The sequence below is a fragment of the Pontibacter mucosus genome (genome assembly GCF_003054055.1).
Taxonomy (GTDB): Bacteria; Bacteroidota; Bacteroidia; order Cytophagales; family Hymenobacteraceae; genus Pontibacter; species Pontibacter mucosus.
Map to the genome: position 1 here is coordinate 96,160 of NZ_QBKI01000002.1, position 23,858 is coordinate 120,017.

Below are 23,858 nucleotides of genomic sequence, written 5' to 3' on the forward strand. Positions count from 1 at the left end.
TACATCCCGCAGCTATGGGTACAAAAAAAGCCGCTGCATCGCTGGCAGCGGCCCCATTTATACTTTGCAGGCGGGCACTTGCCCTGTTATACTTTTACTACTGCGACCATTTGGTTGGCTGGCGGTCCCAGCGGTGGGCTTTCAGCTCCTGCAGCAGATCCTCGGGTAGGCCCTTGCCGTCGCTGGCAGCCAGGTTGCTTTCCACGTGGTTGGCCTTGCGCATGCCGGGAATGGTGGTGCTCACGTGTGGATTACTAAGTATAAAGCGCAGGGCCATCTCGGCCATCGTCATACTTCCGGGTACCAGCGGTCGCAGTTTCTCGGCACGGTCTACGCTGCTGTGCAGGTTCTCGGGCACGAAGTAAGTGTTGCGCCAGTCGCCCTCTGGGAAGGTGGTGTCTTTGGTAAGGTTGCCGGTGAGGGTGCCCTCATCAAAGGGAACGCGGGCGATGATGCCGATGTCCAGCTTCTCGCAAAGCGGGAAAAGAGAATCCTCCGGTGCCTGGTCGAAGATGTTGTAGATCACCTGCACGGCGCTGATGTGGCCGGTACGCAGCGTGTTCAGCACATTTTCCGGCTCCCAGCGGTTCACGCTGATGCCCATGTGCTGAATCTTGCCGTCGGCCTTCAGCTGCTCCACGGCGCGCTGCCACTCCTCATGCCCTGCCCAGGCGTCTTCCCACACATGAAACTGCTGCAGGTCTATCGTCTCCACGCCCAGGTTTTTCAGGCTTTTCTCAGTGTACTCGATGATGTGGCTTGCCGGGAAAACCTCCTCCAGCTTAAACTCGGGCCGGGAGGGCCAGGTAAAATTCTTGGGTGGGATTTTGGTGGCCACGTAAAGGCGCTTGTCCGGGTGGCGCTTCAGTAGCTTTCCCAGCAGTTGCTCGCTGTGCCCTTCGCCATAGCCCCAGGCCGTGTCGAAAAAGTTGCAGCCGCGCGCCACGGCCAAATCCAAAGATTGCTCCGACTGCCGGTCGTCGGATTCTTTCCAGCCGGCCATGCCCCACATGCCGTAGCCTACTTCGCTTATGTTCCAGCCTGTGCGGCCAAATCGTCTGTATTGCATCAGTATGTCTTTTGGTAGGATTCTAAAGTACGAAAAAGCTGGATAAGTAGTATAGCGTTTGTGCTTCACCAGGAAATCACCTTCTTCCCTGCAAAGTATAAGTTCCGCCTTCCATACTTTGAGAGATATGCCGTGGGCAGGCACTACGTATCTATGGGAGGTTTTTCCTTTCGGTGGAGACGCGGCAGTGAGGCTGGATGACGGTTAGCTATAGCGTTTCTTCCGGAAATGTAACCTGTTGCTTCCGAAAACCTTATAAGTACATGTATCTTAAAGGAACAGAAACTATGGCTACAACAAGGTGGGTAACAGACCCAATGCACAGCGAAGTACAGTTTAAGGTAAAGCACCTGATGATCACGACAGTGACAGGCTACTTCGGACATTTTAACGTGGAGGTAGAGACCGAGGATGATGACTTTACCAAAGCTTCCAAGATCCTGTTTACGGCGGATGTGGACTCCATCAGCACCAACAACGAGCAGCGCGACACGCACCTGAAGTCGGCAGACTTTTTTGATGCGGCCAGCCATGGGCAGGTAAAGTATGAGGGCAAAAACTTTGAGAAGGTAGGGGAGAACGAGTATAAACTTCATGGCGACCTCACCATCCGCGGTACCACCAAGCCTGTAACCGTGAATGTGGAGTTCGGAGGCATTGTGGTAGACCCCTACGGGCAGACCAAGGCCGGCTTTACCGTAACCGGTAAAATAAACCGCAAGGACTATGGCCTGATGTGGGATGCCGTGACAGAGGCCGGCAGCGTGGTGGTAAGCGATGAGATAAAGCTAAACTGCGAAATACAGCTGGTGAAACAGTAGGCGAAAGTATAAACCACACTTTCGGGAAGTATAAAGTATAAAGCTCCGGGCGCACGACTTAGGAGCTTTTATACTTTCCCGGGGCCTTAGTTCCTGCTTTGGCTCTGGGCAACGTATAGCAGGTATAACCTATAGCCACTGCCCCGACAGCACGTGTCAGCTTTTTCGAAAAACAGTTGCGCTTTAGAAGCAGCTGGCGAAACCCGGCTGATGACGAAATAAGGGATTGATGCAGCCATTTGCTGAAACTTTCGTTGTCGGAGGAGTGGCGTGGGGCAATTGCCATTTGCCCCGGCAAAACAGGACGACGCATCATTATTTCTTACATCACTGGCATATGCACACGTATAGCAGGCAGATGCCCTAAAACATGAGCAGGTTAAACCGTTATCAACTGGCGTTTTTAAAATGGCGAAAGAAGCAGAGCAACAACCGTGTGATGCCTTTTGTGTTGAGCGTGGTGGTCGGCTCTATTGTCGGGCTCTCCGCCATACTTATTAAAACCATTATTTTTTACATAGAGCAGTATGCGGTGTACTTTGCGCCCAAGTTGCTATACTTTCTGCTGCCGCTTATCGGTTTCCTGCTCGTAACGTTCATCAACCGGAACATCTTTAAGAAAACGGCCTACTTTGGCGGCGCGCGCCACGTGATAGACGCCATTGAGAACCACTCTTCCATTATCAAGCTGCGGCTGGTGTACTCTAAGTTCGTCACCACGGGCCTGACCATTGGTTTTGGCGGCAGCTCCGGGGTGGAGGCGGCCATTATCTCCAGCGGGGCGGCGGTGGGCTCCAACGTGGGGCGTTTTCTGGGGCTGGGCTACCGGCTGCGCACCCTGCTGATCGGGTGTGGCGTGGCGGCGGGCATCTCGGCGGTGTACAACGCGCCCATGGGAGGCTTCATTTTTGCCCTCGAAACCATACTGCCGGAGTTTACGCCCACCCTGCTGATACCCTTGCTGGTGGCGGCGGCGGCCGGTAAGATCCTGTTCGAGTTTATCATGGGCGAGCACCTGCGCTTCCAGGTACCCCTCACCGACTTTACCTATGAGCAGATTCCATTGATTGTACTGCTGGGCGTGCTGGGCTACCTGATGTCCAATTACCTGCTCAAGACCTACAGCTATTGCGCCATGTACCTGTCGCGGATAAAGAATGCATACATGCGGGCGCTGATAGGGGGCATCACGCTGGGCTGCATCATCTACCTGCTGCCGCCCATGTATGGCGAGGGGTACGTGAGTATAAACGCCTTGCTCAACAACGAGGAACGCTCGCTTTTTGTCAACTCCCCGCTGGCGGTGCTGCCGAATACCGTGTGGTTCAACCTCTTCTTCTTTTCGCTGATAACACTGGCCAAGCCCATCAGCACGGGTATCTGCGTTAACTCAGGCGGTGAGGGCGGGTACTTTGCCCCCTCCATCATCACGGGAGGCTTGATGGGTTTTCTATTTTACAAGGTGGCGGAACTGGTTTTCCCGTTTTATGAGCTCAACCAGGCAACGTACATCTTCCTGGGCATGGCCAGTGTGTTTGCCTGCATCATGAACGCCCCGGTGACAGCCATCTTCCTTGTGGCGGAGATTACGCAGAGCTACCAGTTGTTTGTGCCGCTGATGCTGGTGTGCGCGGTTTCCTATTTCCTGAAGTATTACATCGAGAACCTGAGCCGCAACGTGGTGCAGCCCAAGGGCCAGAGCAAGGCGCTGCGTGTGGATCGCATCCTGTTAAACCAGCTGAACATTAAGCAACTGGTGGAGGACGGCGGTTCGGCGGTGACGGAGGACGCCGCGTTCCGGGAGGTGGTGGAGAGCTTCGCCAAGTCAAACAAGGACGTGCTGCAGGTGCTCGATGAGAAGGGCATGCTCAAAGGCATCATCACCCTGAACGACTTCCGGCAGCGGCTCGGGGACACTTCTAATTACGACACCATACAGGCCCGCGACCTGATGCATCCGCCCGAGGCTGTGGTGGAGATAGACGAGCCCGCTGCCGAGGTGCTCGATAAGTTCGATACCCATAAGTTGTGGTCGTTGCCGGTGGTGCGGAAAGGCAAGTTTAAGGGCTTCATTTCCAAGAGCCGCCTGCTGACGCAGTACCGCAAGGAGCTGACCAAGGTGAACAGGTTTTTCTGACGGATATTTTGGAGGATGGCCATACCTGGCCGTGCGGCTTAGGTAGCCGGCACCGGAGAGAAAAGCCGTTTTCTGCTATATAGGAGCGGTTTTTCTCTGAAAAAAGCGGATAGCCATAACAATAGCGGCGGATACTGCGTTTGAACTGGAATAATAACAATAACTCTAAATCAGAATATAAACTATGGATGCAAACGATCTAAAAAGAAAAGCAGATTCAATGAACCCACAGAAAGAAGAAGGTCCCGTAGCCGCAGCAATAGAAGAGTATACCGCCCGTATACCGTCTGATATGTACCTATGGGCTGCCCTGGGTTCTATGGCAATTTCTGCCACGCTTAAAGTAATGAAAAAAGACGAGGAGGCACTGTTTGTAGGCCAGTGGGCCCCATCATTCCTGCTGCTGGGAGTGTATAACAAACTGGTAAAGCAACTTGGCAAAGACAAGTATAAGTCTTAGAATTTATCCCCATCTATACACAAAAAGAGGAGGCTAGCTGCTTCCTCTTTTTGTGTATAGGGGCTTAGCTTTCGTCAGGCTCCCGCTGGCTTACCCGCTTATACTTTATGGCAATCTTCGATGGGGCGATGGCGCGCTTATGGTAGTCGGCATAGGCCTTGGTCACTTCGGCACCCAGCATGAGGATGACAGCGGAGTAAAACACCCACAGCAACAGCACCACAAGCGAACCGGCTGTGGCATAGATGCCTGTAATCTTCACGTTCTCCAGTATCAGGTTAATCACCTCCTTGCCGAACAGGAAAAGCACCGAGGTGATAATGCCGCCAGAGAGCGCATTTTTCCAGCCTACCTGCGCATCCGGAAGCACTTTGTGTATAGCCGTGAAAAACATCAGCATCATCAGGATATTAAAGGCCGTGTTGATGGTGCGAATGGCAGGGCTCAGATACTCCTCAAACAGATCCTGCAACTGCTCGCTGTAAATGCTCAGCACCATGTCCAGCAAAATACTGGTCATAAACAGGAAGCCGAGGCTGGCCACAACCAGTAGGGTGGGCACCCTGTGCTTTAGCAGGGTCAGGTAGTTTACCTGGTGCTTTACCCTTACCTGCCACACCGCGTTAAGCGCTTTCTGAACAATAAAAAAGATGATCGTGGCGCTCTTGATAATCACGGCCAGGCCAATGACGATGCCCCAGAAGCTGACCGGAATCTCCGTCAGGTTGGCCAGCACCTCGCTTACCTGTGCAGCTGCTTCCCGGCTTATCAGTTCCTCTATGTGCTTTACCAGTTTCTGCTGCACGGCATCCTCCGTAAAAAAGAGAGAGCCGAAAAATGACAGGAAAATAAGTATGGCCGGCAACGAGAATATGGTGAAGAAGGCGATGGCGGCGCTATACACAATAGGCTCGCCTTGCTGAAAGTTCTTTTTGGATTCCTTAAGTATTTGCCAGCTTGTCTGCAGGAGCGTCTTCAATCGTTTTGCGTTTGGTAAGGACTAATTTAACGCGCAGGCGCCCGGCAGGTTCTCGCTTTGTGCGGCAGGAAAAAAGGAATTTGAGAGCAGGCGGTAAGGCTGGTTACACGTTACAGCGCCCTATCGGAAAACAGCCTTCCGGCAAGTATGGCAGGCGCCACTCCGGAACAATCCTGCCGGGAAACGTAACAGATAACAATGTTTGGTATCAACGATATTCCCAAATTCTTTCTGGCCTTCTTCCTCGTGCTCCCGATCATCTCTTTTATCCACGAGGCAGGCCACGTGTTTTTTGCCTGGCTGATGGGGGGCAGAAACATCAAAGTAACCGTGGGCACCGGAGATGTGCTCTTCCGCGTGGGCATGCTGGAAGTACACAAATATTACTTCTGGTACGGCCTCTGCTCTTTCGACAACCTGCGGCGCAACCACCGTCTGGCAAATATTCTCATCTTTTTGGGAGGAGTGCTGTTTAACGCAGCATCGACGCTTGTTGCGATGTACCTGGTGGAGGAAGAGGTGGTGGAGCCTGGTATGCTAACGTACCAGTTTACCTACTTCTCGATGTACTACATTTTCTTTGCGCTGCTGCCCATGCCTTACCCCGATGGCACCTACAGCGACGGCAAAGTTATACTTGACTTGATCCGGAATAAGCCCCACATCCGGGAAAGCATTTACCGCATTACGTGGGATAAGGAAAAGGATCAGTGGCAGGTGCTGGATCACAGTAAAACAGTTGTAGAGACTTTCAGGGAGGAGGAAGAGGCCCTGTCCAGGGCGCATGAGCTGGCACAACAAAATCGCCCCAGCCGCCTGATCAACACCAAAAGCGGCGAAGAAATGGAGGTATGCAACTACCCGCGGGTGCCGCTATAAGGCTCCCGGCATTTATACTTTGCCAGCATCCGAACAGGTTAATTTCCCGCCTTACACATCTACCTGCACCATGCTTCGTAGGTAAAGGCACCTAAACCACTACTGATTCTATGATTACAGCGATAGTTAGTTTTCTGGTGATGCTTAACCCTTTTGCCCTCTTCCTGTACCTGAAGCCTGTGATGAGCGACCTCTCGGATGAGGATTTTCGGTCTGTTTTTATCAAAGCCAGCAGTATCTCCTTCGGCATTTACCTGGTGTTTCTGCTGCTCGGCGACCTGGTGTTTCAGAAAGTGTTCCGCATCGACTTTGAGTCTTTCCGGATATTTGGCGGCGTGGTGCTGTTTTCCTTTGCGTACATCTTCATTGTGCAGGGCAAGAAAGCCTTTATTCAGATAAAAGGCGACTTACACGACCTGGCCTCAGAAATTGCCCTGCCATTTATGGTGGGCGCAGGCACCATATCGCTCACGGTGCTGATGTCGGAGCAACTGGTGCTGTGGCAGGGGGTGGTTTCGCTGGTGATCATCATGCTGATAAACTTCGCCACGATTATGGGGCTTAAAAACATGCGCCGGGGCATGCGCTCCAAAAAGGTGCAGCTTGCCTTCGACAAGAACATGGAGCTGCTGCTGCGCATCAACGGTTTCTTCCTGGGCGCTATCGGCATCGACATGATCGTAACGGGCATACGAAACTTAGTCACCACCGAGATGCTCTAGCAGATTCCTGGCTGCCGTTACCCTCAGGTCTTTTTTATCACCTCTCCAGAGTATACCAGCCAGAGCGGAATGTGGATGTCTGTGTTATACAGCTCGGTGGGCACACTGCCCAGGCTAAGCGAGGGCAGCGGGTTGTTGCCCTTCAGGCCCAGCACCAGCAGATCGTGGTGGCCCTTCTCCAGGTGCAGCGTGATGCGCTCGGCTATACTTTTGTTGGCGGCCCGCACTAAGGTATAGGGCACGCCGGCTATCTCCCGCTGGCGTTTCTGCAGGTCGGCAAACTTTGCCTTCACTATTTCCTCTGCTTTTCTGACAGCCTCGGCTTCTGAAATCAGCGGAAAAAACTGCGTTGGCAGCCGGTACACGTGCATGATCTCCAGCTGTAACCCTAACTGGTCGGAGAGTTCTTTGCTGAGCCGGAGCGCGTGCACCGAGGTATCCGAAAAGTCTATCGGCACTAGCACCTTCCTGACGTTGAAGCTGGCCGTTTCGGGGAACACGAGCACGCTGCACGGAAGGATACGCAGCAGTTTGGTACCCAGGGCACCGGTGCTTTTGTCGCTCATCTTCTTGCCCAGCAGGGTAAGCTTTATGCCGTAGCGCTTCACCAGGTCGGCAAGTATAACCTCGGTGTTGGGCTCCTCGCTTACCAGTATCTCAAAATCGGCAGTGTTACCAAACTGCTCGGCTACGATATCGGAAATGTTGCCCTCCACCTCCTGGCTCAGGTCTATGTCGCCGAGCATCTCCCGGAAATCGTCGGCGAGCTCGTAGAGGCGGATGTTGTGCACGAAGTATACTTTTCGCACCTGCAACCGCTCACAAATGGAGCGGGAAAAGGCAACCAGTTTCTCGTCTATGTCGCTCAGGTCGAGGCAGACCATCATGGCATCTATCGTAATCATAATATGTCAGGGTTTGGTGGTGTAGGATTGTCTTTTCTGGCTTCCACTGTTCTGGCGGCGTCCTGCTTTTGGGCGCGTTTGGCCAGCATTTCGGCTACCAACTGCTGGTAGGCTTTGCGCTGTTGGGTCCTGCCAAGTTTTGATTCTTCCTCGGCTTCCTCGCCCAGGCCCCGGTACAGGCTGTAGCACATGAGCAAAAGTATAATGGCAAACGGAAGGCCGGTGATGATAACGGCCGTCTGCAAGGCCTGTAGGCCGCCGCCAACCAACAGCACTGCGGCCACCGCGCCGCCTGCCAGTGCCCAGAACACGCGTATGCCAACCGAGGGGTTGGGGTTGCCACCGGAGGTAAGGCTCACGACCACGAGCGAGCCGGAGTCGGAGGAGGTGACGAAAAAGCCGGCCACCAGCAGAATGCCAACCACCGAAAGTGCGGTGGAAAAGGGCAGCTGCTCAAAGAACACAAACAGGGCGGTGGAGATATCCGCTGCCACGGCATCGGCAATGGTTGTGTTGCCGGCCAGGGTTTCGTGCAGGGCGGTGCTGCCGAAGGCCGTCATCCACAGAAAGCAGAGGAGCGACGGGGCAATCAGGACGCCAAGCACAAACTCTTTTATCGTTCTGCCCTTGGAAACCCGCGCAATAAAGATGCCCACAAACGGAGCCCAGGAAATCCACCAGGCCCAGTAAAACACCGTCCAGCCGCCTTGCCAGTTGCGGGTAGAATAAGCTTCGTTCCAGAACGAGAGCTGCATGAAGTTACCGATGTAGGAGCCGGTGTTCTGCACGTAAGAGCCAAGTATAAAAACCGTAGGCCCCAGTACCAGCACGGCCACCAGTATAAACAGGGCCACCCGGATGTTCCACTCGCTCAGGATGCGTACGCCCTTGTCTACCCCGGTTACCACAGAGATGGTGGCAATGCCCGTGATGACGATAATAAGGATGATCTGGGTGGTGATATCGTTGGCAATGGCAGGGAACACATGGCTCAGGCCGGCTGCCACCTGCTGCACACCAAAGCCCAGCGAGGTTGCCAATCCAAAAAGCGTTGCAATCACGGCCAGGATATCGATCACGTGCCCCACCACCCCGTGGATGCGCTCCCCCAGGAACGGGTAAAAGGCAGAACGTACTGTCAGCGGCAGTTGTCGGTTATAGGTAAAGAAGGCCAGTGCCAGCGCCACGAGTGCGTAAATAGCCCAGGCATGCAAGCCCCAGTGCAGGAACGTGAAGTTCATGGCCTGCCGCGCGGCGGCAGGTGTACCCGGCTCCCCGAGCGGCGGTGTCTGGAAGTGGTTGATTGGCTCGGCAATACTCCAGAAAAGCAGGCCGATGCCCATGCCGGCGCTGAACAGCATGGCAAACCAGGCCGAGGTGCTGAACTCCGGCTTTGCGTCCTTGCCGCCCAGCCTTATCTTGCCAAAGCGGCTAAAGGCCACAAAGAAGCAGAAGGCAACGAACAGGTTCACGCAAAGTATAAACAGCCAGCCCATGTTGGAGGTCACGGCTGCCTGCGTGGCACTAAAAAACGCCTCGGCATCCTCCCTGAAAATCAGCACCAGGGTAATGCTTACTACCAGGAACACGATGGATGACCAGAACACGGGGCCGTTTACTTCCATCCCCATTGTCTTTTTTACATCTCTCTTTATTTTATTCATGCATGTTGTTTTTAACTATTAGAAATAGTACCCCATGTTAATATTGAAGCGCATGTGCCATTTGGTATCGCCTGGCGTGCCGGCGGCAAGGGCGTTCGTCCACTCAGGGCCTAACCAGGGTTGGTTGTAGCCAAAGGCGGCATCGGTGTAGATGTACATCGGGCCGGCCGTAAACAGCGCTCCCAGCACGTTCATGTGGGCGTTTTCGTAGCCGCTCACGCGCTTGTTATAGTAGCCATAGTTGTTGTAGATGTCGATGCCCTGCAGCAGCTTCGTATCAACAGGTATGTGGTAAGCGACACCGGCCGTGTATACTTCACCTTTGTTGGCTACATTGTAGTTGGCCCCGTACGCGCCCATCTCTACGTAGTCCAGGTTATTGTTTGCAGCATATTTGGGGTTAAAGCGATAGAGCATGGCCTGCAGCTTGACGTTCCAGGGGCTGTGGGCGGTCTTGTACTCGTAGTGTATGGCGCCTGCGTAGCGGGTGCCATTGCGCTCGGTGTCGAGGTTGTAAAGCAGACCGCCCTGCAGCGAGAAACCTACCTCATGTGCCAGGCTGTCGCCTAGCCGCCGGATCACCTTAAAGTCAAGCTGGTTGTTTTCTTTGTTGCGGCCGGTTACGTCGTAGGAGTATCGGTTCGGGCTGGGGTCGGTTAAAGCGAAGACGAACTCCTCGGCGCTTTTATAGTAGGCTGCCTGCCACTGCCAGCGGCCCGCGTCATGGATATACTTTACGCCCATGTCGTGGTCATCCTCAAAGCCTATGTAGTAGGTAAGGTTGAAAAACCAGTTGTTGGAGTTGTACTGCTGGATGCCAAAGGGCACCTGGTTCAGCCCCACCTGTAGCTGCGATTGCTCCGAAAAGTCGTACTGGAACCAGGCCTGCTTCAGAAAAGAACCGCCGAAAGCCTGTGAGTAGTGGCGGAACTCGGCATTCAGTTTGATGCCCCTATACGCAGCCTCAGCGTTGATGCGGAACATGTCAAACCCGAAATCGCCGCCACGGTCCAGTTGGTCTTCTTTCCAGGTAGAGAGGTTATAGTTAAAGCGCACGGCCCCCCCTAGTTTCAGGTATGGCTTCTCCTCAGGCTTCTCCTCCGGGTACTGCGCCAGGCAGGCGATGTGTAGCAGCAGGAAGAGGGGCAGGCATATAAGTATCCGTTGTGGTAAAGTTACTTTCAAAGGCACCTCAGCTGTATTGTGTACAACTATACTTATGACGGTGCGAGATAGTAAAAGTTACTTTGGGTGAAGAACTGAGGGGTAGGAGGTAGCAAGGGTTATACTTTGGCGGAGGCGGGCCGCAGGAGGCGATGGCATGGCTAAGGCCTTGGTACAGATGCCTTAACCACCGGCGCTGCTTTGCCTGCATCATGAAACGCTGCCTTCACGCAATATGCGCATTCTGCTGGGCAGGCTATGTTATATTTTGCCGGAGTAAGCGTAAGTACTATCGTATTATGTAAGAAAATATGTGAGACAAACTTACCTGCAAGAACTATGGAAACAACCGCAAAAAGCATTGGCGCCGAAATCAGGCGCGCCAACGAAAAGTTTATGGAGGCCTTTGCCGAGGGAAACGCCGCCGTTATCGCCGATTTGTATACCGACGAGGGGATGCTGCTGCCCGCAGGTATGGAGGCTCTTAGTGGCAAGCTGGCTGTGCAGGAGTTTTGGCGAGGTGCCATGCGTATGGGCATAAAAAGCGTAAAGCTGGAAACGGTGGAAGTACAACCCTGTGAAAACACGGCCATCGAGATGGGGAACTATACCCTGAGCGGAGAGGGTGGCGCGATGCTAGACAAAGGCAAGTATATCGTTATCTGGCACAGGCAGGATGGGGAGTGGAAGCTGCACAGAGACATCTGGAACACCAACCTGAGTACCCGCTAAAGTATAGAGTCTCTGCCAACATTATACTTGCAGGGCCTTTATACTTTAGTAAAGGGAAAGTATAAATACCCGCATTGACTCAAAAATTAGCCTAACTTGTGGCGTGTAAGTGTATTACAGATAGTATGGGAACCACCGAAAGCTCAGGAGTTAGTGCGAAGGAAGTCTTAAGAAATGATTTTGTGGTGGTGCGCTACGCCGTGGCCGACGCGCTGCTGTTAATTGATTGGAACAGACAAATTGAGCCGGAGGAACGCCAGGCTGCTTTCCTGTGGTGTATTCAGTTTTCAGTGGATGAACAGGTAAAAAACTGGTTGATTAACGACGAGGAAATTTTCATCATCACCTCCGAAGAAAGGGAATGGGTAAGCCATACGTTCACACGCCTGGCCGCTGAAGCCGGCATCCGTAAAGTAGCGGTATATGTGCCGGAGTATTTTTACAGCCACCTCCTGACCCTGACAGGCTTCACGCAGGATGCCCAGCAAATTTACGAGCAGCTAGGCGTTACAGAGCACGAGGTATTCACAGATTACGACATGGCGCTCACCTGGCTACGAACTTCTCCGCAAGTATAAGAATGCGGTTTTATCAAAGAAAAAGGCCCTGCAAGCATTACGCTTGCAGGGCCTTCGTTTTAAACTGCGCGGCAAAGTATAGCCTATACCCGCGCAGGTGTTTTACTTTTTAGACTGCGGGCCCGGTACCGGGAAGCCGCGGTCGCGCATGAGCGCGTCTATCTTGGCATCACGGCCACGGAACAGGCGGTAAGCCTCTGCCGGATCCATCGCGTTGCGCGGAGCGAACAGGTACTTCACCAGCTTGTCAGCCACTTGCTTGTCGTAGAACCCGCCCGGTGCTTCGGCAAAGGCCTCAGAGGCATCCGAAGTCAGCACATCGGCCCACAGGTAGCCGTAGTAACCGGTGGCGTAACCCTCGCCGGAGAACACGTGCGTGAAGTGCGGGGTGCGGTGGCGCATCACGATCTCCTTCGGCATGTTCAGCTTGGTCAGCGTCTCACGCTCAAACTTGTCCGGGTCCAGGTTAGCAGGGTCGGCCAGGTGCAGGTGCATGTCCATCAGGGCAGAGGCCAGGAACTCCGTTGTAGCGAAGCCCTGGTTAAAGGTAGCAGCCTTCTCTATTTTGGCCACCAGCTCTTTCGGCATTGGCTCGCCGGTCTTGTAGTGCTTGAGGAACTGGTTGATCACGCGGTCGGTAGACAGCCAGCGCTCCAGCAACTGCGACTGGAACTCTGTATAGTCGCGCACGCCGCTGTTCAGGGTCGGGTACTTCACGTTAGAGGCCAGGAAGTGCAGCGCGTGTCCGAACTCGTGGAAGAATGTCTCTGCATCGTCCCAGGATACCAGCACCGGCTCGCCCGGGGCAGGCTTCACAAAGTTGGAGTTGTTCGAGGAAAGAACCGTTTTCTTGCCGTCAAACGTGGTGTGGGCGCGGTAGGTCGTAGCCCAGGCACCGGAGCGCTTGCCCTGGCGCGCGAACGGATCGAGGTACCACAGGCCGATGTGCTCACCGGTTGTCTTGTCGGTCACTTCCCATACTTTCACATCCTCATGGAAAACCGGCACGGAGCCTTCCGGCACTGGCGTGAAGTTGAAGTTGAACAACTCGCCGGCAGTGTAGAAGATAGCCTGGGTCAGGTTGCCCAGCTCCAGGTACTGCTTCACCTCGTCAGAGTTCAGGTCATACTTGGCCTGGCGTACTTTCTCTGCGTAGTAGCGGTAGTCCCAGGGCTCAATTGTAATCTTAGTTTTGCTTGTTTTGTTAGCGATGGCCTGCATGTCGGCCACCTCTTCCTTGGCTCTGGCAGTAGCTGCTGGCCACACGGCCAGCATCAGGTCCATAGCCGCCTGAGGGGTTTTGGCCATGCGGTTTTGCAGGCGCCACTCGGCAAAGTTATCGTAGCCCATCAGCTGCACGCGCTCACGGCGCAGTTGCAAAATCCTGGTGATGTTGGCGTTGTTATCGTTGGCATCGCCGTTATCACCTCTTGAGTAATAGTTTTTCCATACTTTTTCACGCAGGGCACGCTCGTCGGAATAGGTCAGGAACTGGTCCATGCTGGAGCGGGTGTTGGTGATGGCGTACTTGCCTTCCTGGCCGTTGTCGGCGGCGGCTTTGGCAGCGGCTTTCACAAACGACTCCGGCAGGCCGCTCAGCTGGTCCTTGGTGATGTAGACGATATACTTCTCCTCATCGGCCAGCACGTTGTTCGAGAACTTGGTGTAAAGCGAGGAAAGTTCTTTGTTGATGGCGGCATAGCGCTCCTTTTTCTCCGGGCTCAGGTCAGCGCCTTCCATGGCAAAGCCCTCATACACGAGCTGCACCACGCGCTGCTGGTCTGCCGGAAGCGGGTTTTTCTGGGCGTTATCATACACCGTTTTGATGCGCTGGAACAGCTTCTCGTTCTGGGAGATCTTGGAGTTGAACTCAGAGATCTTCGGAGCCATCTCGGCCTGTATTTTCCGGAACTCCGGCGTGGACACGTTGCTGCTCCAGATGCCGTAGTAAGTGAACACGCGGCCCAGTTCCTCCCCGGCCCTTTCCATTTCCTCGATGGTATTCTCGAAGGTGGCAGGCTGCGGGTTGTTGGCAATCGCCTCAATCTCAGCCAGGTTCAGGGCCATGGCCTTCTCCATGGCAGGCTTCAGGTCGGCCAGGTTCATCTTGTCGAATGCCGGCACGCCCCCGTAAGGACCTGTCCATTCTTTCAGAAGCGGGTTGGTTTCTTCCTGCTTTTGCTCCACGGCCGCCTGTGTCTGCTGCGACTGCTCCTGCGTCTGCACCGAAGTACAGTTGGTCAGGGCCAGTACAGCCATCAGACTACCGGCTGTTATGATTTTCTTTTGCATAGGTAGTTTGGGTGAAATTTATACTTTAGGGATTTAACTGTTAGATTCTGAATAATCGGCCCCACAAGTTACTAAAAAATGTATCAGGAGTCTTTCCCATCCCCGATAGAAATAAACTTATACTTTAAAAGTATGCGGCTGATGTTTGGTAATATGCTGTAAAAAGTATTACTTGGGTCGCAGAAATATGGTACAGCACAGCAACTTCTACTACTATTATTATAGCATAAGCCTCTCCCGGGACTTAGGCATGGGTTGCTGTTGACTTTCATCTGACACCGAAACCTTCATTGAGTCCTGGCCCTGCCGGGACTTTTTTGTTTATACCCACTGTACACCGAAACACAGCAGAAACATGAAAATAGTAACAATCATCGGGCTTGGCCTGATAGGCGGATCCGCCGCCCGCGACCTGCGCCGCGAAGGCTTTGCGTCCAGTATCATCGGGGTGGAGCAAAACCCGTACCACGCCAGCACCGCCCTGGAACTGGGGCTGGTGGATGAGGTGCTGCCGCTGGAGGAGGCATTGGGCAATTCTGACGTGGTGGTGGTGGCCATACCGGTCAATGCCATTGCCGCGCTGCTCACACCTGTGCTGGACCTGCTGCCTGCGCAGGCCACGCTGATCGATTTCGGATCTACCAAAGCTATACTTTGCGAGCAGGTCAGAAACCACCCCAGGCGCGGGCAGTACGTGGCCGCCCACCCCATCGCGGGCACCGAGAACTCCGGCCCTACCGCCGCGCTGGAGCATTTATACCTGGGTAAAACCAACATCGTCTGTGAGCGGGAGGCTTCATCGGAGGCGGCGCTGACTACGGCCATGGGGCTTTTCGGGGCGCTGGGGCTGCAAACTGTTTTCATGGATGCCGAAACGCACGACAAGCACCTGGCTTACATCTCGCACCTGTCGCACGTGAGCTCCTTTGTGCTGAGCATGACGGTGCTGGACGTGGAGAAGGCCGAAAAAGACATCTTTGGCCTGGCCGGCAGCGGGTTTGCCTCCACCGTGCGGCTGGCCAAAAGCTCACCGGCCATGTGGGCACCTATTTTTGAGCAGAACAGCGCTTTCCTGGGGCAGGCCATAGAAGAGTACATCACTATCCTGAAGCGCTTTCAGCAGCACCTGCAAAACGGCGAAACAGGCAAGCTTTATGAGATGATGGAGCACGCCAATAGAATCAGGCCGGTGCTGGAAGGCAAAAGCAAGGCGCCTGCCTCTTAACATATGGTAAACTTTTCATGTACTGCCTGAGGATGAGGTGGGTACAATCCAGGTCTACAACTATACTTAATTCTGTAAACTTACGTAGAATGAATTGTACCATCAGCTTCGACCACCATGCACACGACAATTTTCAGATTTGAGGAGGGAAGTCCGTTTGTAGATGCCAGGCGCCCGGTGCGCAACGAGATACACGACAGGCTGCTGTGGCAGGCCATCCGGCTGGCCAAATCGGGCAAAAACGTGCTGAAAGACGGGCTTATCATCTATACTCCCATCCCTGCCTATCTGCAAGGGCCCACCACCCTGGAGGTTTACTGGGACTTTGTAAGCTCCGAAGAGTATGATGTACTGCCGCGCGCAGCCTCGTAGAAGCGCTGTAACAAAGGCCGTACATCTAATCCTTTTTTCTGAACCTCAACGTATACTAGCACATGAACCTCAACCTATTCAACACCCACACCCTGGCAGGAAGACTGGAGATCATCTGGGCGCACGGGAACTTTATTGCCAACCGTGGCAGGAGAGGCTACCGCATTGAGCTGTACGACCTGGGCAATTTCTTTGCGGAGATCTGGTATAACCCCGAGAACAACTATATCAGCCTGGTGCGCGGCTTTATCAGCAAGCGGGCACTGGAGCCTTACATCCAGCAGGTAGACCTGATGGAGATGTTCGACTGGTAGCGTATTTCCCCTTTTATACTTTGCACAGCAGTCCCTGCTGGTGTAGTGCTATCCTTTTGCCTTTCCCGCTGCTTTACCCTGACCTAACTTTCATAGCTGTTGCTACGTATAACCCCGCCTGATCAGGGAAAAACGCACATGTTTTCTTAACTTGCGAGTACATGTGTACTTATACCACCAACAGCCATTAGATGAACATCATAAGGAACCTCAAGATCAGGGATAAACTCATCCTTTTACTTTCCCTGCTGCTCATCCCGCTTATCTACCTGATTTTTTCTACCGTTTCCGTTGAACTGGAGGAAAGCGCCGCCCTGGAACGGGAAATGGTGCAGTTGGAGGAGTCGGAGAAGATATCCGGCTACCTGCATCGCATGCAGGCCGAGCGGGCCCGTATATTGGGCGCCGTAAACGGTGATACCACCATGCTGCTGCAAGCCAGAAACTACCGGCTTCAGACGGATGCCGCCGAGCGGGAGCTGACAGACTTTCTGCTGGGCGCAGGCCGCACCTTGCCGGAGATGGCAGACATAAGCGAGCTGAAAAAGTACCGTACGCAGCTGGATCAGCAGAAGATCGATGTGGAGGAATACCGCGACTTCTCTGCCGGCTTGATTTTTAGCTTGCTCAGCCGCCTGGAGGACAATGCCACCGGCTCGGGCAACACCATGCTGGCGCGCCAGCTTGAAACGTTCCGACAGTTGGTGGAGGCGAAGATACAGCTCGGCAGGGCCAGGAGCTTAATGGCCAACGCCATCAACGCAGACACCTTCACTTTCCAGGAGTATGCCAACATACGTTCTCAAATTACAGCCTACAACCGGGCGCTGAGCAGCTTCAGCCGCCAGGCTGGTCCGCAGGCCATGGACGATGTGGAGAAGGTGCTTACATCGGATAACTACCAGAAAGTGTCGGCCATACTGCAGGCCATCGAAGCCGATCCGCAAATGGATCTGAACGTCTTTGATGCTGACCAGACCTTCTCCCTGTTCACGAAAAGTATAGAAGACCTGCGGCAGGCGGAAAACTCCCTGATTGAACGAATCCGGGCCGACATAGACAGCCGCATTACGGCCAAGCAGCGCACGGTAAACCTGCTTATACTTGTCTTTGTCCTGATTGCGGTGCTTACCGTTACCCTCTCCATCTACATTATCAACCTTATCTCTTCTTCGCTGGCAAAGCTGAAAGTGGCTGCCGACCGCATCAAACTGGGCGCAGTGGATGTAGAGATTGACGTGGATAACCGGGATGAGATAGGCAGCGTGGCCTCTTCCTTTAAAGGGGTGCTGAACAAAACCGTGAACCTCTCGGAGGTGGCGCAGGCCATCGGCGAGGGGCGCTACGATGTGGAGGTGCAGGCGCAGAGCGAGGAGGACGTGCTGAGCCACGCCATCCACAACATGAAAACCAACCTGCAGCGCTTCACCACGGAGAGCTCCAACCGCAACTTTATACTTACCGGCGTGTCGGAGCTGAACAGCCGCCTGAGCGGGGAGGCCGCACTGAACACCGTTTCTGAGAAGGCGATCTCCTTCGTCAGCGACTACACAGGCTCTGAGGCGGGCGTGCTGTACCTGCACAACAGCGATGGCAAGCTTACGCCTGCTGCCTGTTACGGCGTGCCGCAGGACTGCGCCAGCCTGCCAGTCTTTGAGATTGGGCACGGAAAAGTAGGACAGGCCGTGCAGCAGCGCCAGGTAAAGTTGCTGGAAAATGTTGCCGATGAGCACCTGAGAATCAAATCCGGATTGGCCGAGATGCATCCCGCCTCGGTGATCATCGTGCCGCTATACTTTGCCGACACGCTTATCGGGGCACTGGAGCTTGCGTCCCGGAATCCGTATGCAGAACTGCAGCAGCAGTTTTTAGCCGCCATTTCGGAGCGGGTGGCCGTCGTGATTTATACTTTAAAACAGCATCTGCAAACGCAGGAGCTCCTCTACGAAACCCAAAACCAGGCCGAGGAACTGGAGACGCAGCAGGAAGAGCTGCGCCAGCTGAACGCCGAACTGAAGGCCTCGGAAGAGGAGCTGCGCGTGAACCAGGAGGAGCTGCAGGAGAAAAACGCCGAGCTGGAGGAGAAGGCGCAGCTGCTGGAAGAGCAGTACGAGGCGCTCGGCGCTAAGAACAAGGCCTTGGAGGACGCCCGCGCCGCTATTGAGCTGAAGATGCAGCAGGTGGAGCAGGTGAGCAAGTATAAGAGCGACTTCCTGGCCAACATGAGCCACGAGCTGCGCACCCCGCTCAACAGTATCCTTATACTTTCCAGGCTGCTGGCCGACAACGCTGAAAACACGCTGTCCAAAAAGCAGATAGATCACGCCCAGATCATCCACAAATCGGGCAACGACCTGCTGCGCCTCATCAACGACATCCTGGATCTGTCTAAAATAGAGTCGGGTAAGGTGAAGCTCGACACGGAAGAGGTCAAACTGCGCGACATCTCCATGGCACCGCTGTTCCGTGAGGTAGCCGCCAAAAAGCAAATCCGCTTTACAGAGCAAATCGAGCCGGGCAGCTCCGAAAGTATCGTGACCGACCGCTTCCGGTTAGAGCAGATTCTGCGCAACTTCATCGGCAACGCCCTCAAGTTTACCGACGAAGGGGGAGAGGTAACGTTCTCCGTCTCACCGGTAACAGATAAGCGCAAGTTCCGCTCCGAGCACCTGCGCAACCATAGCGATATCCTGGCTTTCTCGGTGCGCGATACAGGCATCGGCATCCCAGCGGACAAGCAGGAAATCGTGTTCGAGGCCTTCCAGCAGGCAGATACTTCCACTACCCGCAAGTATGGCGGCACGGGCCTGGGGCTTACCATCAGCAAGGAGCTCGCCACGATTTTAGGCGGTGAGCTGATGCTGGAAAGTGAGCCGGGTAAGGGCAGCACCTTTACGCTATACTTGCCGCGGGTGCCGCAGCAGGTGAACGGCAGAAGGCCGGAGCCAGCCCCTGTGGCCATGCCAGTGACGCACAGTCCTGTAGCCACCACGGTGCAGGAAACCACCCAGGAAAAGAGCCAGGGCGTGGGGCAAGTGCTGCTGGACCTGGAGCGCCAGGATAGGCAGGATATCAAGGTGCTTATTGTAGAGGATGATAAGGGCTTCAGCGATATCTTGGCGGACTTTGCCAGGGCAAAGAACTTTGAGGTATACCAGGTTTACACCGGAAAAGAAGGCCTGAAAGTGGCGCTGGAGAAGAAGCCCGACGCCATGCTGCTCGACATTCAGCTGCCGGACATGAGCGGCTGGGATGTGCTCAGGCAGGTGCGCGAAACAAAGGAGCTGCGCCACCTCAACGTGCACGTGATGTCGGCCTACGACAGGGAGGTGCTGGGCGAGCACGCCGAGAACGAGGAGTACCTGCCCAAGCCCGTTACGCTCGAGATGCTGAACAAGGCCTTCAGCTCCATTGTGCAAAACTCCGGGGATAAGATTGAGAACATCCTGATTGTGGAGGACAACGAGATAGAGAACAGGGCGGTGGCCGAGCTGCTGCTGGCGCATGGGCTGAAGTCTACCTCCGCCTACTCGGCCGAGGAGGCAGAGCAGGTGCTGGCCAAGCAGAAAGTAGACTGCATCATCCTGGACCTGAACCTGCCGGGCATGAAAGGCTACGACTGGATGAAGAAAGTCAAGTCCCAGAACGGGTTAGCGGATATTCCGATTATCATCTACTCGGGCAAAGACCTGAGCAAGGAGGAGGAGGCGCAGCTGAAGAAGTTCGCCAACACGATCATCATCAAAAACGAGTACTCTTACCTGCGCCTGCTCGATGAGGTGCAGCTGTTCCTGCACAAGGTGAACCAGAAGCTGCCGCATGGCCGGGAGTTTAAGATGAAGCTGCATGTGCCGGAGGAGGTGCTGCGTGGCAAGAAGGTGCTGGTGGTGGATGACGACGTGCGCAACATTTACTCGCTGAGCAGCCTGCTGGAGCTGCATGGCATGGAGGTGGAGGCCGCCTACGATGGCCGCGAGGCACTGGAGAAGCTTAACGCCGAGCCGGATGTGGACCTGGTGCTGATGGACATCATGATGCCGGAGATGGATGGCATAGAAGCCACAAAACGAATTCGGGCGATCTCTCGTTTTAAGCAACTCCCGATTATCGCCCTCACCGCAAAGGCCATGAAAGAAGACAGAGAAAAATGCATAGAAGCCGGTGCTTCTGACTATATACCAAAGCCAGTAGATACAGATAAGTTACTGACCTTAATGCGGGTTTGGCTGTATGAAGCTTGAGTATGAAAAGCTCTTCGAGCAGGAGGTAGAGGCGCTGATTGAGGAGATTCACACCCAGTACGGGTACGACTTTAGCGGGTATGCCCGGGCCTCGGTTTACCGCAGGATAAAGCGTTTTCTGGGGCAGAAGCATTTGCAGAGCGTAGATGCGCTGCGGGAAAAACTGTTTTCCGACAGCTTTTTCTTTGAGAATTTCCTGCAGGAGGTGACCGTGAACGTGACGGAGATGTTCCGCGACGCCACGTTTTTCCTGTCGCTGCGCGAGAACGTGCTGCCCCTCCTGAGCACGTACCCGTTCATCAAGATTTGGGATGCCGGTTGCTCTACAGGCGAGGAGCTTTTCTCGCTGGCCATACTTTTGGAGGAGGAGGGGCTGCTGGGGCGCACCAAGATTTACGCCACCGACATTAACCAGAAGGTGCTGCTGCAGGCCAAGGAGGGGATCTTTTCGGCCTCCAACATGGCGGCCTATACCTCGGCCTACTATGCGGCCGGGGGCAAGCGCGAGTTCTCCAGCTACTACACCAGCAACTACGGCAGCGTCAAGTTCAGCTCGCACCTGGTTAAAAACGTGGTCTTTTATCCGCACAACCTGGCTACAGACAGCTCTTTCAACGAGTTTCACCTGATTATATGCCGCAATGTGCTGATATACTTCAACCGCCAGCTACAGGACCGTGTGCTGCGCCTCTTCGACGAGAGCCTGGTGAGCCTGGGGTACCTGGGGCTGGGCAAAAAAGAAACCCTGATCATGTCGAGCATCAGCGGTAACTACGTGGCTGTGGATAAGAATAACCGCATATACCGCAAAACAAACTGATGGAAGCCGGGTTAAAGTTGGTGGTGATGGGAGGCTCCTGGGGTGGAATCAAAGCCTCGCTTGCTGTTTTAGAAGGCTTGCCCGCCGATTTTAGCATTCCTATTCTGCTGGTGCTGCACCGGTTGCGCAACCAGGAAGGGAGCCTGCAGGAGCTGTTCGACAAAAAGCTGCGGCTGCGGGTGTTGGAGGTAGAGGACAAGGAGCCCTTGCTTCCGGGACACGTATACCTGGCGCCCTCCAATTACCACGTGCTTATTGAGCGGGACCATACGTGCTCGCTCGATGACTCGGAGCTGGAGAACTACTCACGCCCTGCCATTGACGTTACCTTTACGAGCGCGGCCGATGTTTTTGCTGAAAATACGGTCGGTGTACTTCTTAGTGGCGCCAGCAGGGATGGAAGTTCAGGATTAAGCTATATCTTTGACAATGGAGGCATTGCCATAGCACAAGACCCTGCCGAAGCCGAAGTGGCCGTTATGCCACAGGCCGCTGTGGACAGGGTGCCTGGCTGTAAAGTAATGAATGTAGCGCGCATAAAGGAGTTTTTGCTTTCCTTACATGAACATTGAGCACGACCTGAAACCCTTGACGATTCACACCAACCTGCATCCGGTGAAGGTGCTGCTGGTAGACGACAAGCCCGAAAACCTTGTCAGCCTGGAAAGCCTGCTTTCGGACGAGGAGGACCGTATTACCTACCTGTTCGCCAACTCGGGCGAGGAGGCGCTGAAGATAGCCCTGCAGGAAGAGCTGGCGCTCATCATGCTGGATGTGCAGATGCCCGGCATGAACGGCTACGAGGTGGCCCGCTACCTTCGCAATATTTCCCGCACCCGCGATATTCCGATTATCTTCGTAACAGCCATCTCTGAGCAGGAAACACACGTGATAGAGGGCTTTGAGGCAGGTGCCGTTGATTTCCTTTTCAAACCGCTGCACCCCGTTATTACCAAGGCCAAAGTAGCAGCCTTTGTGCGTTTTTACGTGCAGAAGAAAGACCTGGAGCGCGCCAACCTGGAAGCCCAGAGCCTGAACCAGCTGCTGGAGGAGCGGGTGGAGGAACGCACGCGCGAGCTCATTAAAGTAAATAAAGACCTCGATAACTTTGTTTACACGGCCTCCCACGACCTTAAAGCGCCGATCAACAATATTGAGGGTTTGATGACGGCCCTGCAGGAAACGCTCGAGGAAAAGCAGCTGGGCCTGGATCAGGTAATGCCTATCATGGATATGGTGAACGATGCCATCGGCCGGTTTAAGAGCACCTTGCTGGATTTAACGGAAGTTGCCAAACTACAGCACCAGGATACAGTGGCCGCGCCTGAAACCGTGAATTTTAAGGAGTTGCTGGAGGATGTGAAAGCCCACATCAAAGATCTTATCAAGCGTTACGACGCTACCGTGGTGGATGACTTTTCGGCCGCGCCGGAGATGGTGTTCTCCCGCAAGAACCTGCGCAGCATCCTTTATAACCTCGTTTCCAACGCCATCAAGTATAGCTCGCTGGACCGCAAGCCCGAAATCAGGATCACAACCTCCGTGGCAGGGGAGTATACCCTGCTTTCTGTGCGCGACAATGGGCTGGGCCTCCGCAAGCAGGACCAGGAAAAGGTATTCACCATGTTCAAGCGCCTGCACTCCCATGTAGAGGGCACTGGGGTAGGGCTGGCCATTGTAAAAAGAATCGTGGAAAACTGCGACGGCAAAATTGAGCTGGAAAGTGAATTAGGAGCCGGTACAGAGTTTAAGATCTACCTCAAGTAAGTCGCTTTTAGTTAGAAAGCTCCTGCGCCGCATTCTTGTAAGGGAGGAGCCTTTGCGCCTGCCTTTTTCTTGTCGTTTGTAGCCGGGAAAGTATAAGCAACTCACACATTCTAACTCAGGCCAATATATCCTGAACCCCTGTCTACCTGACCCGGAGAAGGCCCAAATCGGAAATTAACGGTTGCTGCAAGTATAACTTCGTAAGAACTAAGGCAGCCTACAGCCCGCAAGTATACTTCAATCATACTACCTCAACCCATGGAACAACCAACCCGCGATAAGCAAGCCCTTCAGCACCTGTATAACACCATCCTGCCAACGCTGGCAGAGCAGATTCACCAGAGCATCCTGCCCATACTTCCTTTGTTTGATAATTTCGGGCTGGAACGGGTAATCGACACCTGGACCAGGGATCCGGCATCCGACGCCGACGAGGTGATAAGCGTGGAGAAGGGCAATGTGCAGCAACTGGGTTTGAAGCTGCGCCTGGAGGGATTTCAGAAGCCCGGCGTAGAAACCTTTGATCTGACCAAAGACGTACTCTTTAAACTGGACTATTCCAGCTACACCGTAGGCCCCGACAAAAACACATCCTGGCTCGAGAAACCGTACCTGCAGCGCTGGGATAAGGAAGAGTACAAGGAGGTGGCCAGCAGGTGGAGCGAAGAACTGATAGACGACCTGACACAGCGCCTTGAAAAACTAACCTGATTTATA

The 23,858-nt window shown here is 54.2% G+C and carries 21 protein-coding genes; 15 read left to right on the forward strand and 6 right to left on the reverse strand.

Annotated elements, in window-relative coordinates; translation table 11 throughout:
* Positions 1 to 97: 97 nt before the first annotated feature.
* Positions 98 to 1,069 (reverse strand): aldo/keto reductase, encoded by a 972-nt coding sequence (locus C8N40_RS04060; RefSeq protein ID WP_108210952.1) that lies wholly within the window; start codon positions 1,067 to 1,069, stop codon positions 98 to 100.
* 287 nt (positions 1,070 to 1,356) lie between these two features.
* Between C8N40_RS04060 and C8N40_RS04065 the strand changes: the two genes are divergently transcribed.
* The 3 genes from C8N40_RS04065 (at position 1,357) to C8N40_RS04075 (ending at position 4,487) form a co-directional block, all read left to right on the forward strand.
* Positions 1,357 to 1,890, forward strand: a complete 534-nt coding sequence (locus C8N40_RS04065; protein ID WP_108210522.1) for a YceI family protein — start codon at positions 1,357 to 1,359, stop codon at positions 1,888 to 1,890.
* 370 nt (positions 1,891 to 2,260) lie between these two features.
* Positions 2,261 to 4,027, forward strand: coding sequence for a chloride channel protein (locus C8N40_RS04070; protein ID WP_108210523.1), 1,767 nt, complete (start codon positions 2,261 to 2,263; stop codon positions 4,025 to 4,027).
* Between the two features lie 220 nt (positions 4,028 to 4,247).
* The gene (locus tag C8N40_RS04075) at positions 4,248 to 4,487 is read left to right on the forward strand and encodes a hypothetical protein (protein ID WP_425440652.1); all 240 of its coding nucleotides are present in this window, start codon (positions 4,248 to 4,250) and stop codon (positions 4,485 to 4,487) included.
* A 64-nt stretch (positions 4,488 to 4,551) separates the two neighbouring features.
* Here the strand turns inward: C8N40_RS04075 and C8N40_RS04080 are convergent, their stop codons facing one another.
* Positions 4,552 to 5,466: a YihY/virulence factor BrkB family protein gene (locus tag C8N40_RS04080; RefSeq protein ID WP_108210525.1), complete on the reverse strand. Its 915-nt coding sequence runs from the start codon at positions 5,464 to 5,466 to the stop codon at positions 4,552 to 4,554.
* Between the two features lie 198 nt (positions 5,467 to 5,664).
* Between C8N40_RS04080 and C8N40_RS04085 the strand changes: the two genes are divergently transcribed.
* Both C8N40_RS04085 and C8N40_RS04090 read left to right on the forward strand, forming a co-directional pair.
* Positions 5,665 to 6,345, forward strand: coding sequence for a site-2 protease family protein (locus C8N40_RS04085; protein ID WP_108210526.1), 681 nt, complete (start codon positions 5,665 to 5,667; stop codon positions 6,343 to 6,345).
* Between the two features lie 110 nt (positions 6,346 to 6,455).
* On the forward strand, positions 6,456 to 7,067 hold the full coding sequence (locus C8N40_RS04090) for a MarC family protein (protein ID WP_108210527.1): 612 nt from the start codon (positions 6,456 to 6,458) through the stop codon (positions 7,065 to 7,067).
* 23 nt (positions 7,068 to 7,090) lie between these two features.
* Here C8N40_RS04090 and C8N40_RS04095 read toward each other — a convergent pair whose 3' ends face one another.
* The 3 genes from C8N40_RS04095 to C8N40_RS04105 are packed head-to-tail and all read right to left on the reverse strand — an operon-like array spanning position 7,091 to position 10,821.
* Positions 7,091 to 7,972 (reverse strand): universal stress protein, encoded by an 882-nt coding sequence (locus C8N40_RS04095; protein WP_108210528.1) that lies wholly within the window; start codon positions 7,970 to 7,972, stop codon positions 7,091 to 7,093.
* A complete protein-coding gene (locus C8N40_RS04100) occupies positions 7,969 to 9,636 on the reverse strand; it encodes a BCCT family transporter (RefSeq protein ID WP_108210529.1) in 1,668 nt (555 codons plus the stop codon). Before C8N40_RS04100 ends, C8N40_RS04095 begins: the two co-directional genes overlap by 4 nt.
* 18 nt (positions 9,637 to 9,654) lie before the next feature.
* The gene (locus C8N40_RS04105) at positions 9,655 to 10,821 is read right to left on the reverse strand and encodes a hypothetical protein (RefSeq protein ID WP_245904987.1); all 1,167 of its coding nucleotides are present in this window, start codon (positions 10,819 to 10,821) and stop codon (positions 9,655 to 9,657) included.
* A 318-nt stretch (positions 10,822 to 11,139) separates the two neighbouring features.
* On the opposite strand from C8N40_RS04105, the gene C8N40_RS04110 reads away from it, so the two are divergent.
* Positions 11,140 to 11,532, forward strand: a complete 393-nt coding sequence (locus C8N40_RS04110; protein WP_108210530.1) for a YybH family protein — start codon at positions 11,140 to 11,142, stop codon at positions 11,530 to 11,532.
* 125 nt (positions 11,533 to 11,657) lie between these two features.
* A complete protein-coding gene (locus tag C8N40_RS04115; RefSeq protein WP_108210531.1) occupies positions 11,658 to 12,110 on the forward strand; it encodes a hypothetical protein in 453 nt (150 codons plus the stop codon).
* Between the two features lie 102 nt (positions 12,111 to 12,212).
* Here C8N40_RS04115 and C8N40_RS04120 read toward each other — a convergent pair whose 3' ends face one another.
* A complete protein-coding gene (locus tag C8N40_RS04120; RefSeq protein ID WP_211318039.1) occupies positions 12,213 to 14,402 on the reverse strand; it encodes a M3 family metallopeptidase in 2,190 nt (729 codons plus the stop codon).
* A gap of 355 nt (positions 14,403 to 14,757) precedes the next feature.
* On the opposite strand from C8N40_RS04120, the gene C8N40_RS04125 reads away from it, so the two are divergent.
* From C8N40_RS04125 to C8N40_RS04160, 8 genes are all read left to right on the forward strand, one after another.
* Complete coding sequence (locus C8N40_RS04125) at positions 14,758 to 15,627, forward strand: prephenate dehydrogenase (RefSeq protein WP_108210532.1); 870 nt, start codon at positions 14,758 to 14,760, stop codon at positions 15,625 to 15,627.
* Positions 15,628 to 15,744: 117 nt separating this feature from the next.
* The gene (locus C8N40_RS04130) at positions 15,745 to 15,999 is read left to right on the forward strand and encodes a hypothetical protein (RefSeq protein WP_108210533.1); all 255 of its coding nucleotides are present in this window, start codon (positions 15,745 to 15,747) and stop codon (positions 15,997 to 15,999) included.
* A 62-nt stretch (positions 16,000 to 16,061) separates the two neighbouring features.
* Positions 16,062 to 16,313: a hypothetical protein gene (locus tag C8N40_RS04135; protein WP_092104515.1), complete on the forward strand. Its 252-nt coding sequence runs from the start codon at positions 16,062 to 16,064 to the stop codon at positions 16,311 to 16,313.
* 191 nt (positions 16,314 to 16,504) lie between these two features.
* Complete coding sequence (locus C8N40_RS04140; protein WP_108210534.1) at positions 16,505 to 20,554, forward strand: response regulator; 4,050 nt, start codon at positions 16,505 to 16,507, stop codon at positions 20,552 to 20,554.
* On the forward strand, positions 20,544 to 21,374 hold the full coding sequence (locus C8N40_RS04145; protein WP_108210535.1) for a CheR family methyltransferase: 831 nt from the start codon (positions 20,544 to 20,546) through the stop codon (positions 21,372 to 21,374). The genes C8N40_RS04140 and C8N40_RS04145 overlap by 11 nt, the downstream gene beginning before the upstream one ends.
* Positions 21,374 to 21,946, forward strand: coding sequence for a chemotaxis protein CheB (locus C8N40_RS04150; RefSeq protein ID WP_108210536.1), 573 nt, complete (start codon positions 21,374 to 21,376; stop codon positions 21,944 to 21,946). Before C8N40_RS04145 ends, C8N40_RS04150 begins: the two co-directional genes overlap by 1 nt.
* A complete protein-coding gene (locus C8N40_RS04155; RefSeq protein WP_108210537.1) occupies positions 21,936 to 23,141 on the forward strand; it encodes a sensor histidine kinase in 1,206 nt (401 codons plus the stop codon). Before C8N40_RS04150 ends, C8N40_RS04155 begins: the two co-directional genes overlap by 11 nt.
* A gap of 258 nt (positions 23,142 to 23,399) precedes the next feature.
* Positions 23,400 to 23,852, forward strand: coding sequence for a hypothetical protein (locus tag C8N40_RS04160; RefSeq protein WP_108210538.1), 453 nt, complete (start codon positions 23,400 to 23,402; stop codon positions 23,850 to 23,852).
* The last annotated feature ends 6 nt before the right edge of the window (positions 23,853 to 23,858 follow it).

What these genes read in the sequence shown, in the direction of transcription:
- C8N40_RS04075 (WP_425440652.1), top strand. Translation starts at nt 4,248, where the DNA reads ATGAACCCACAGAAAGAAGAAGGTCCCGTAGCCGCAGCAATAGAAGAG.
- C8N40_RS04150 (WP_108210536.1), top strand. Translation starts at nt 21,374, where the DNA reads ATGGAAGCCGGGTTAAAGTTGGTGGTGATGGGAGGCTCCTGGGGTGGA.
- C8N40_RS04160 (WP_108210538.1), top strand. Translation starts at nt 23,400, where the DNA reads ATGGAACAACCAACCCGCGATAAGCAAGCCCTTCAGCACCTGTATAAC.
- C8N40_RS04155 (WP_108210537.1), top strand. Translation starts at nt 21,936, where the DNA reads ATGAACATTGAGCACGACCTGAAACCCTTGACGATTCACACCAACCTG.
- C8N40_RS04130 (WP_108210533.1), top strand. Translation starts at nt 15,745, where the DNA reads ATGCACACGACAATTTTCAGATTTGAGGAGGGAAGTCCGTTTGTAGAT.
- C8N40_RS04085 (WP_108210526.1), top strand. Translation starts at nt 5,665, where the DNA reads ATGTTTGGTATCAACGATATTCCCAAATTCTTTCTGGCCTTCTTCCTC.
- C8N40_RS04135 (WP_092104515.1), top strand. Translation starts at nt 16,062, where the DNA reads ATGAACCTCAACCTATTCAACACCCACACCCTGGCAGGAAGACTGGAG.
- C8N40_RS04095 (WP_108210528.1), bottom strand. Translation starts at nt 7,972, where the DNA reads ATGATTACGATAGATGCCATGATGGTCTGCCTCGACCTGAGCGACATA.
- C8N40_RS04110 (WP_108210530.1), top strand. Translation starts at nt 11,140, where the DNA reads ATGGAAACAACCGCAAAAAGCATTGGCGCCGAAATCAGGCGCGCCAAC.
- C8N40_RS04115 (WP_108210531.1), top strand. Translation starts at nt 11,658, where the DNA reads ATGGGAACCACCGAAAGCTCAGGAGTTAGTGCGAAGGAAGTCTTAAGA.
- C8N40_RS04100 (WP_108210529.1), bottom strand. Translation starts at nt 9,636, where the DNA reads ATGAATAAAATAAAGAGAGATGTAAAAAAGACAATGGGGATGGAAGTA.
- C8N40_RS04140 (WP_108210534.1), top strand. Translation starts at nt 16,505, where the DNA reads ATGAACATCATAAGGAACCTCAAGATCAGGGATAAACTCATCCTTTTA.
- C8N40_RS04125 (WP_108210532.1), top strand. Translation starts at nt 14,758, where the DNA reads ATGAAAATAGTAACAATCATCGGGCTTGGCCTGATAGGCGGATCCGCC.
- C8N40_RS04060 (WP_108210952.1), bottom strand. Translation starts at nt 1,069, where the DNA reads ATGCAATACAGACGATTTGGCCGCACAGGCTGGAACATAAGCGAAGTA.
- C8N40_RS04120 (WP_211318039.1), bottom strand. Translation starts at nt 14,402, where the DNA reads ATGCAAAAGAAAATCATAACAGCCGGTAGTCTGATGGCTGTACTGGCC.
- C8N40_RS04065 (WP_108210522.1), top strand. Translation starts at nt 1,357, where the DNA reads ATGGCTACAACAAGGTGGGTAACAGACCCAATGCACAGCGAAGTACAG.
- C8N40_RS04070 (WP_108210523.1), top strand. Translation starts at nt 2,261, where the DNA reads ATGAGCAGGTTAAACCGTTATCAACTGGCGTTTTTAAAATGGCGAAAG.
- C8N40_RS04145 (WP_108210535.1), top strand. Translation starts at nt 20,544, where the DNA reads ATGAAGCTTGAGTATGAAAAGCTCTTCGAGCAGGAGGTAGAGGCGCTG.
- C8N40_RS04090 (WP_108210527.1), top strand. Translation starts at nt 6,456, where the DNA reads ATGATTACAGCGATAGTTAGTTTTCTGGTGATGCTTAACCCTTTTGCC.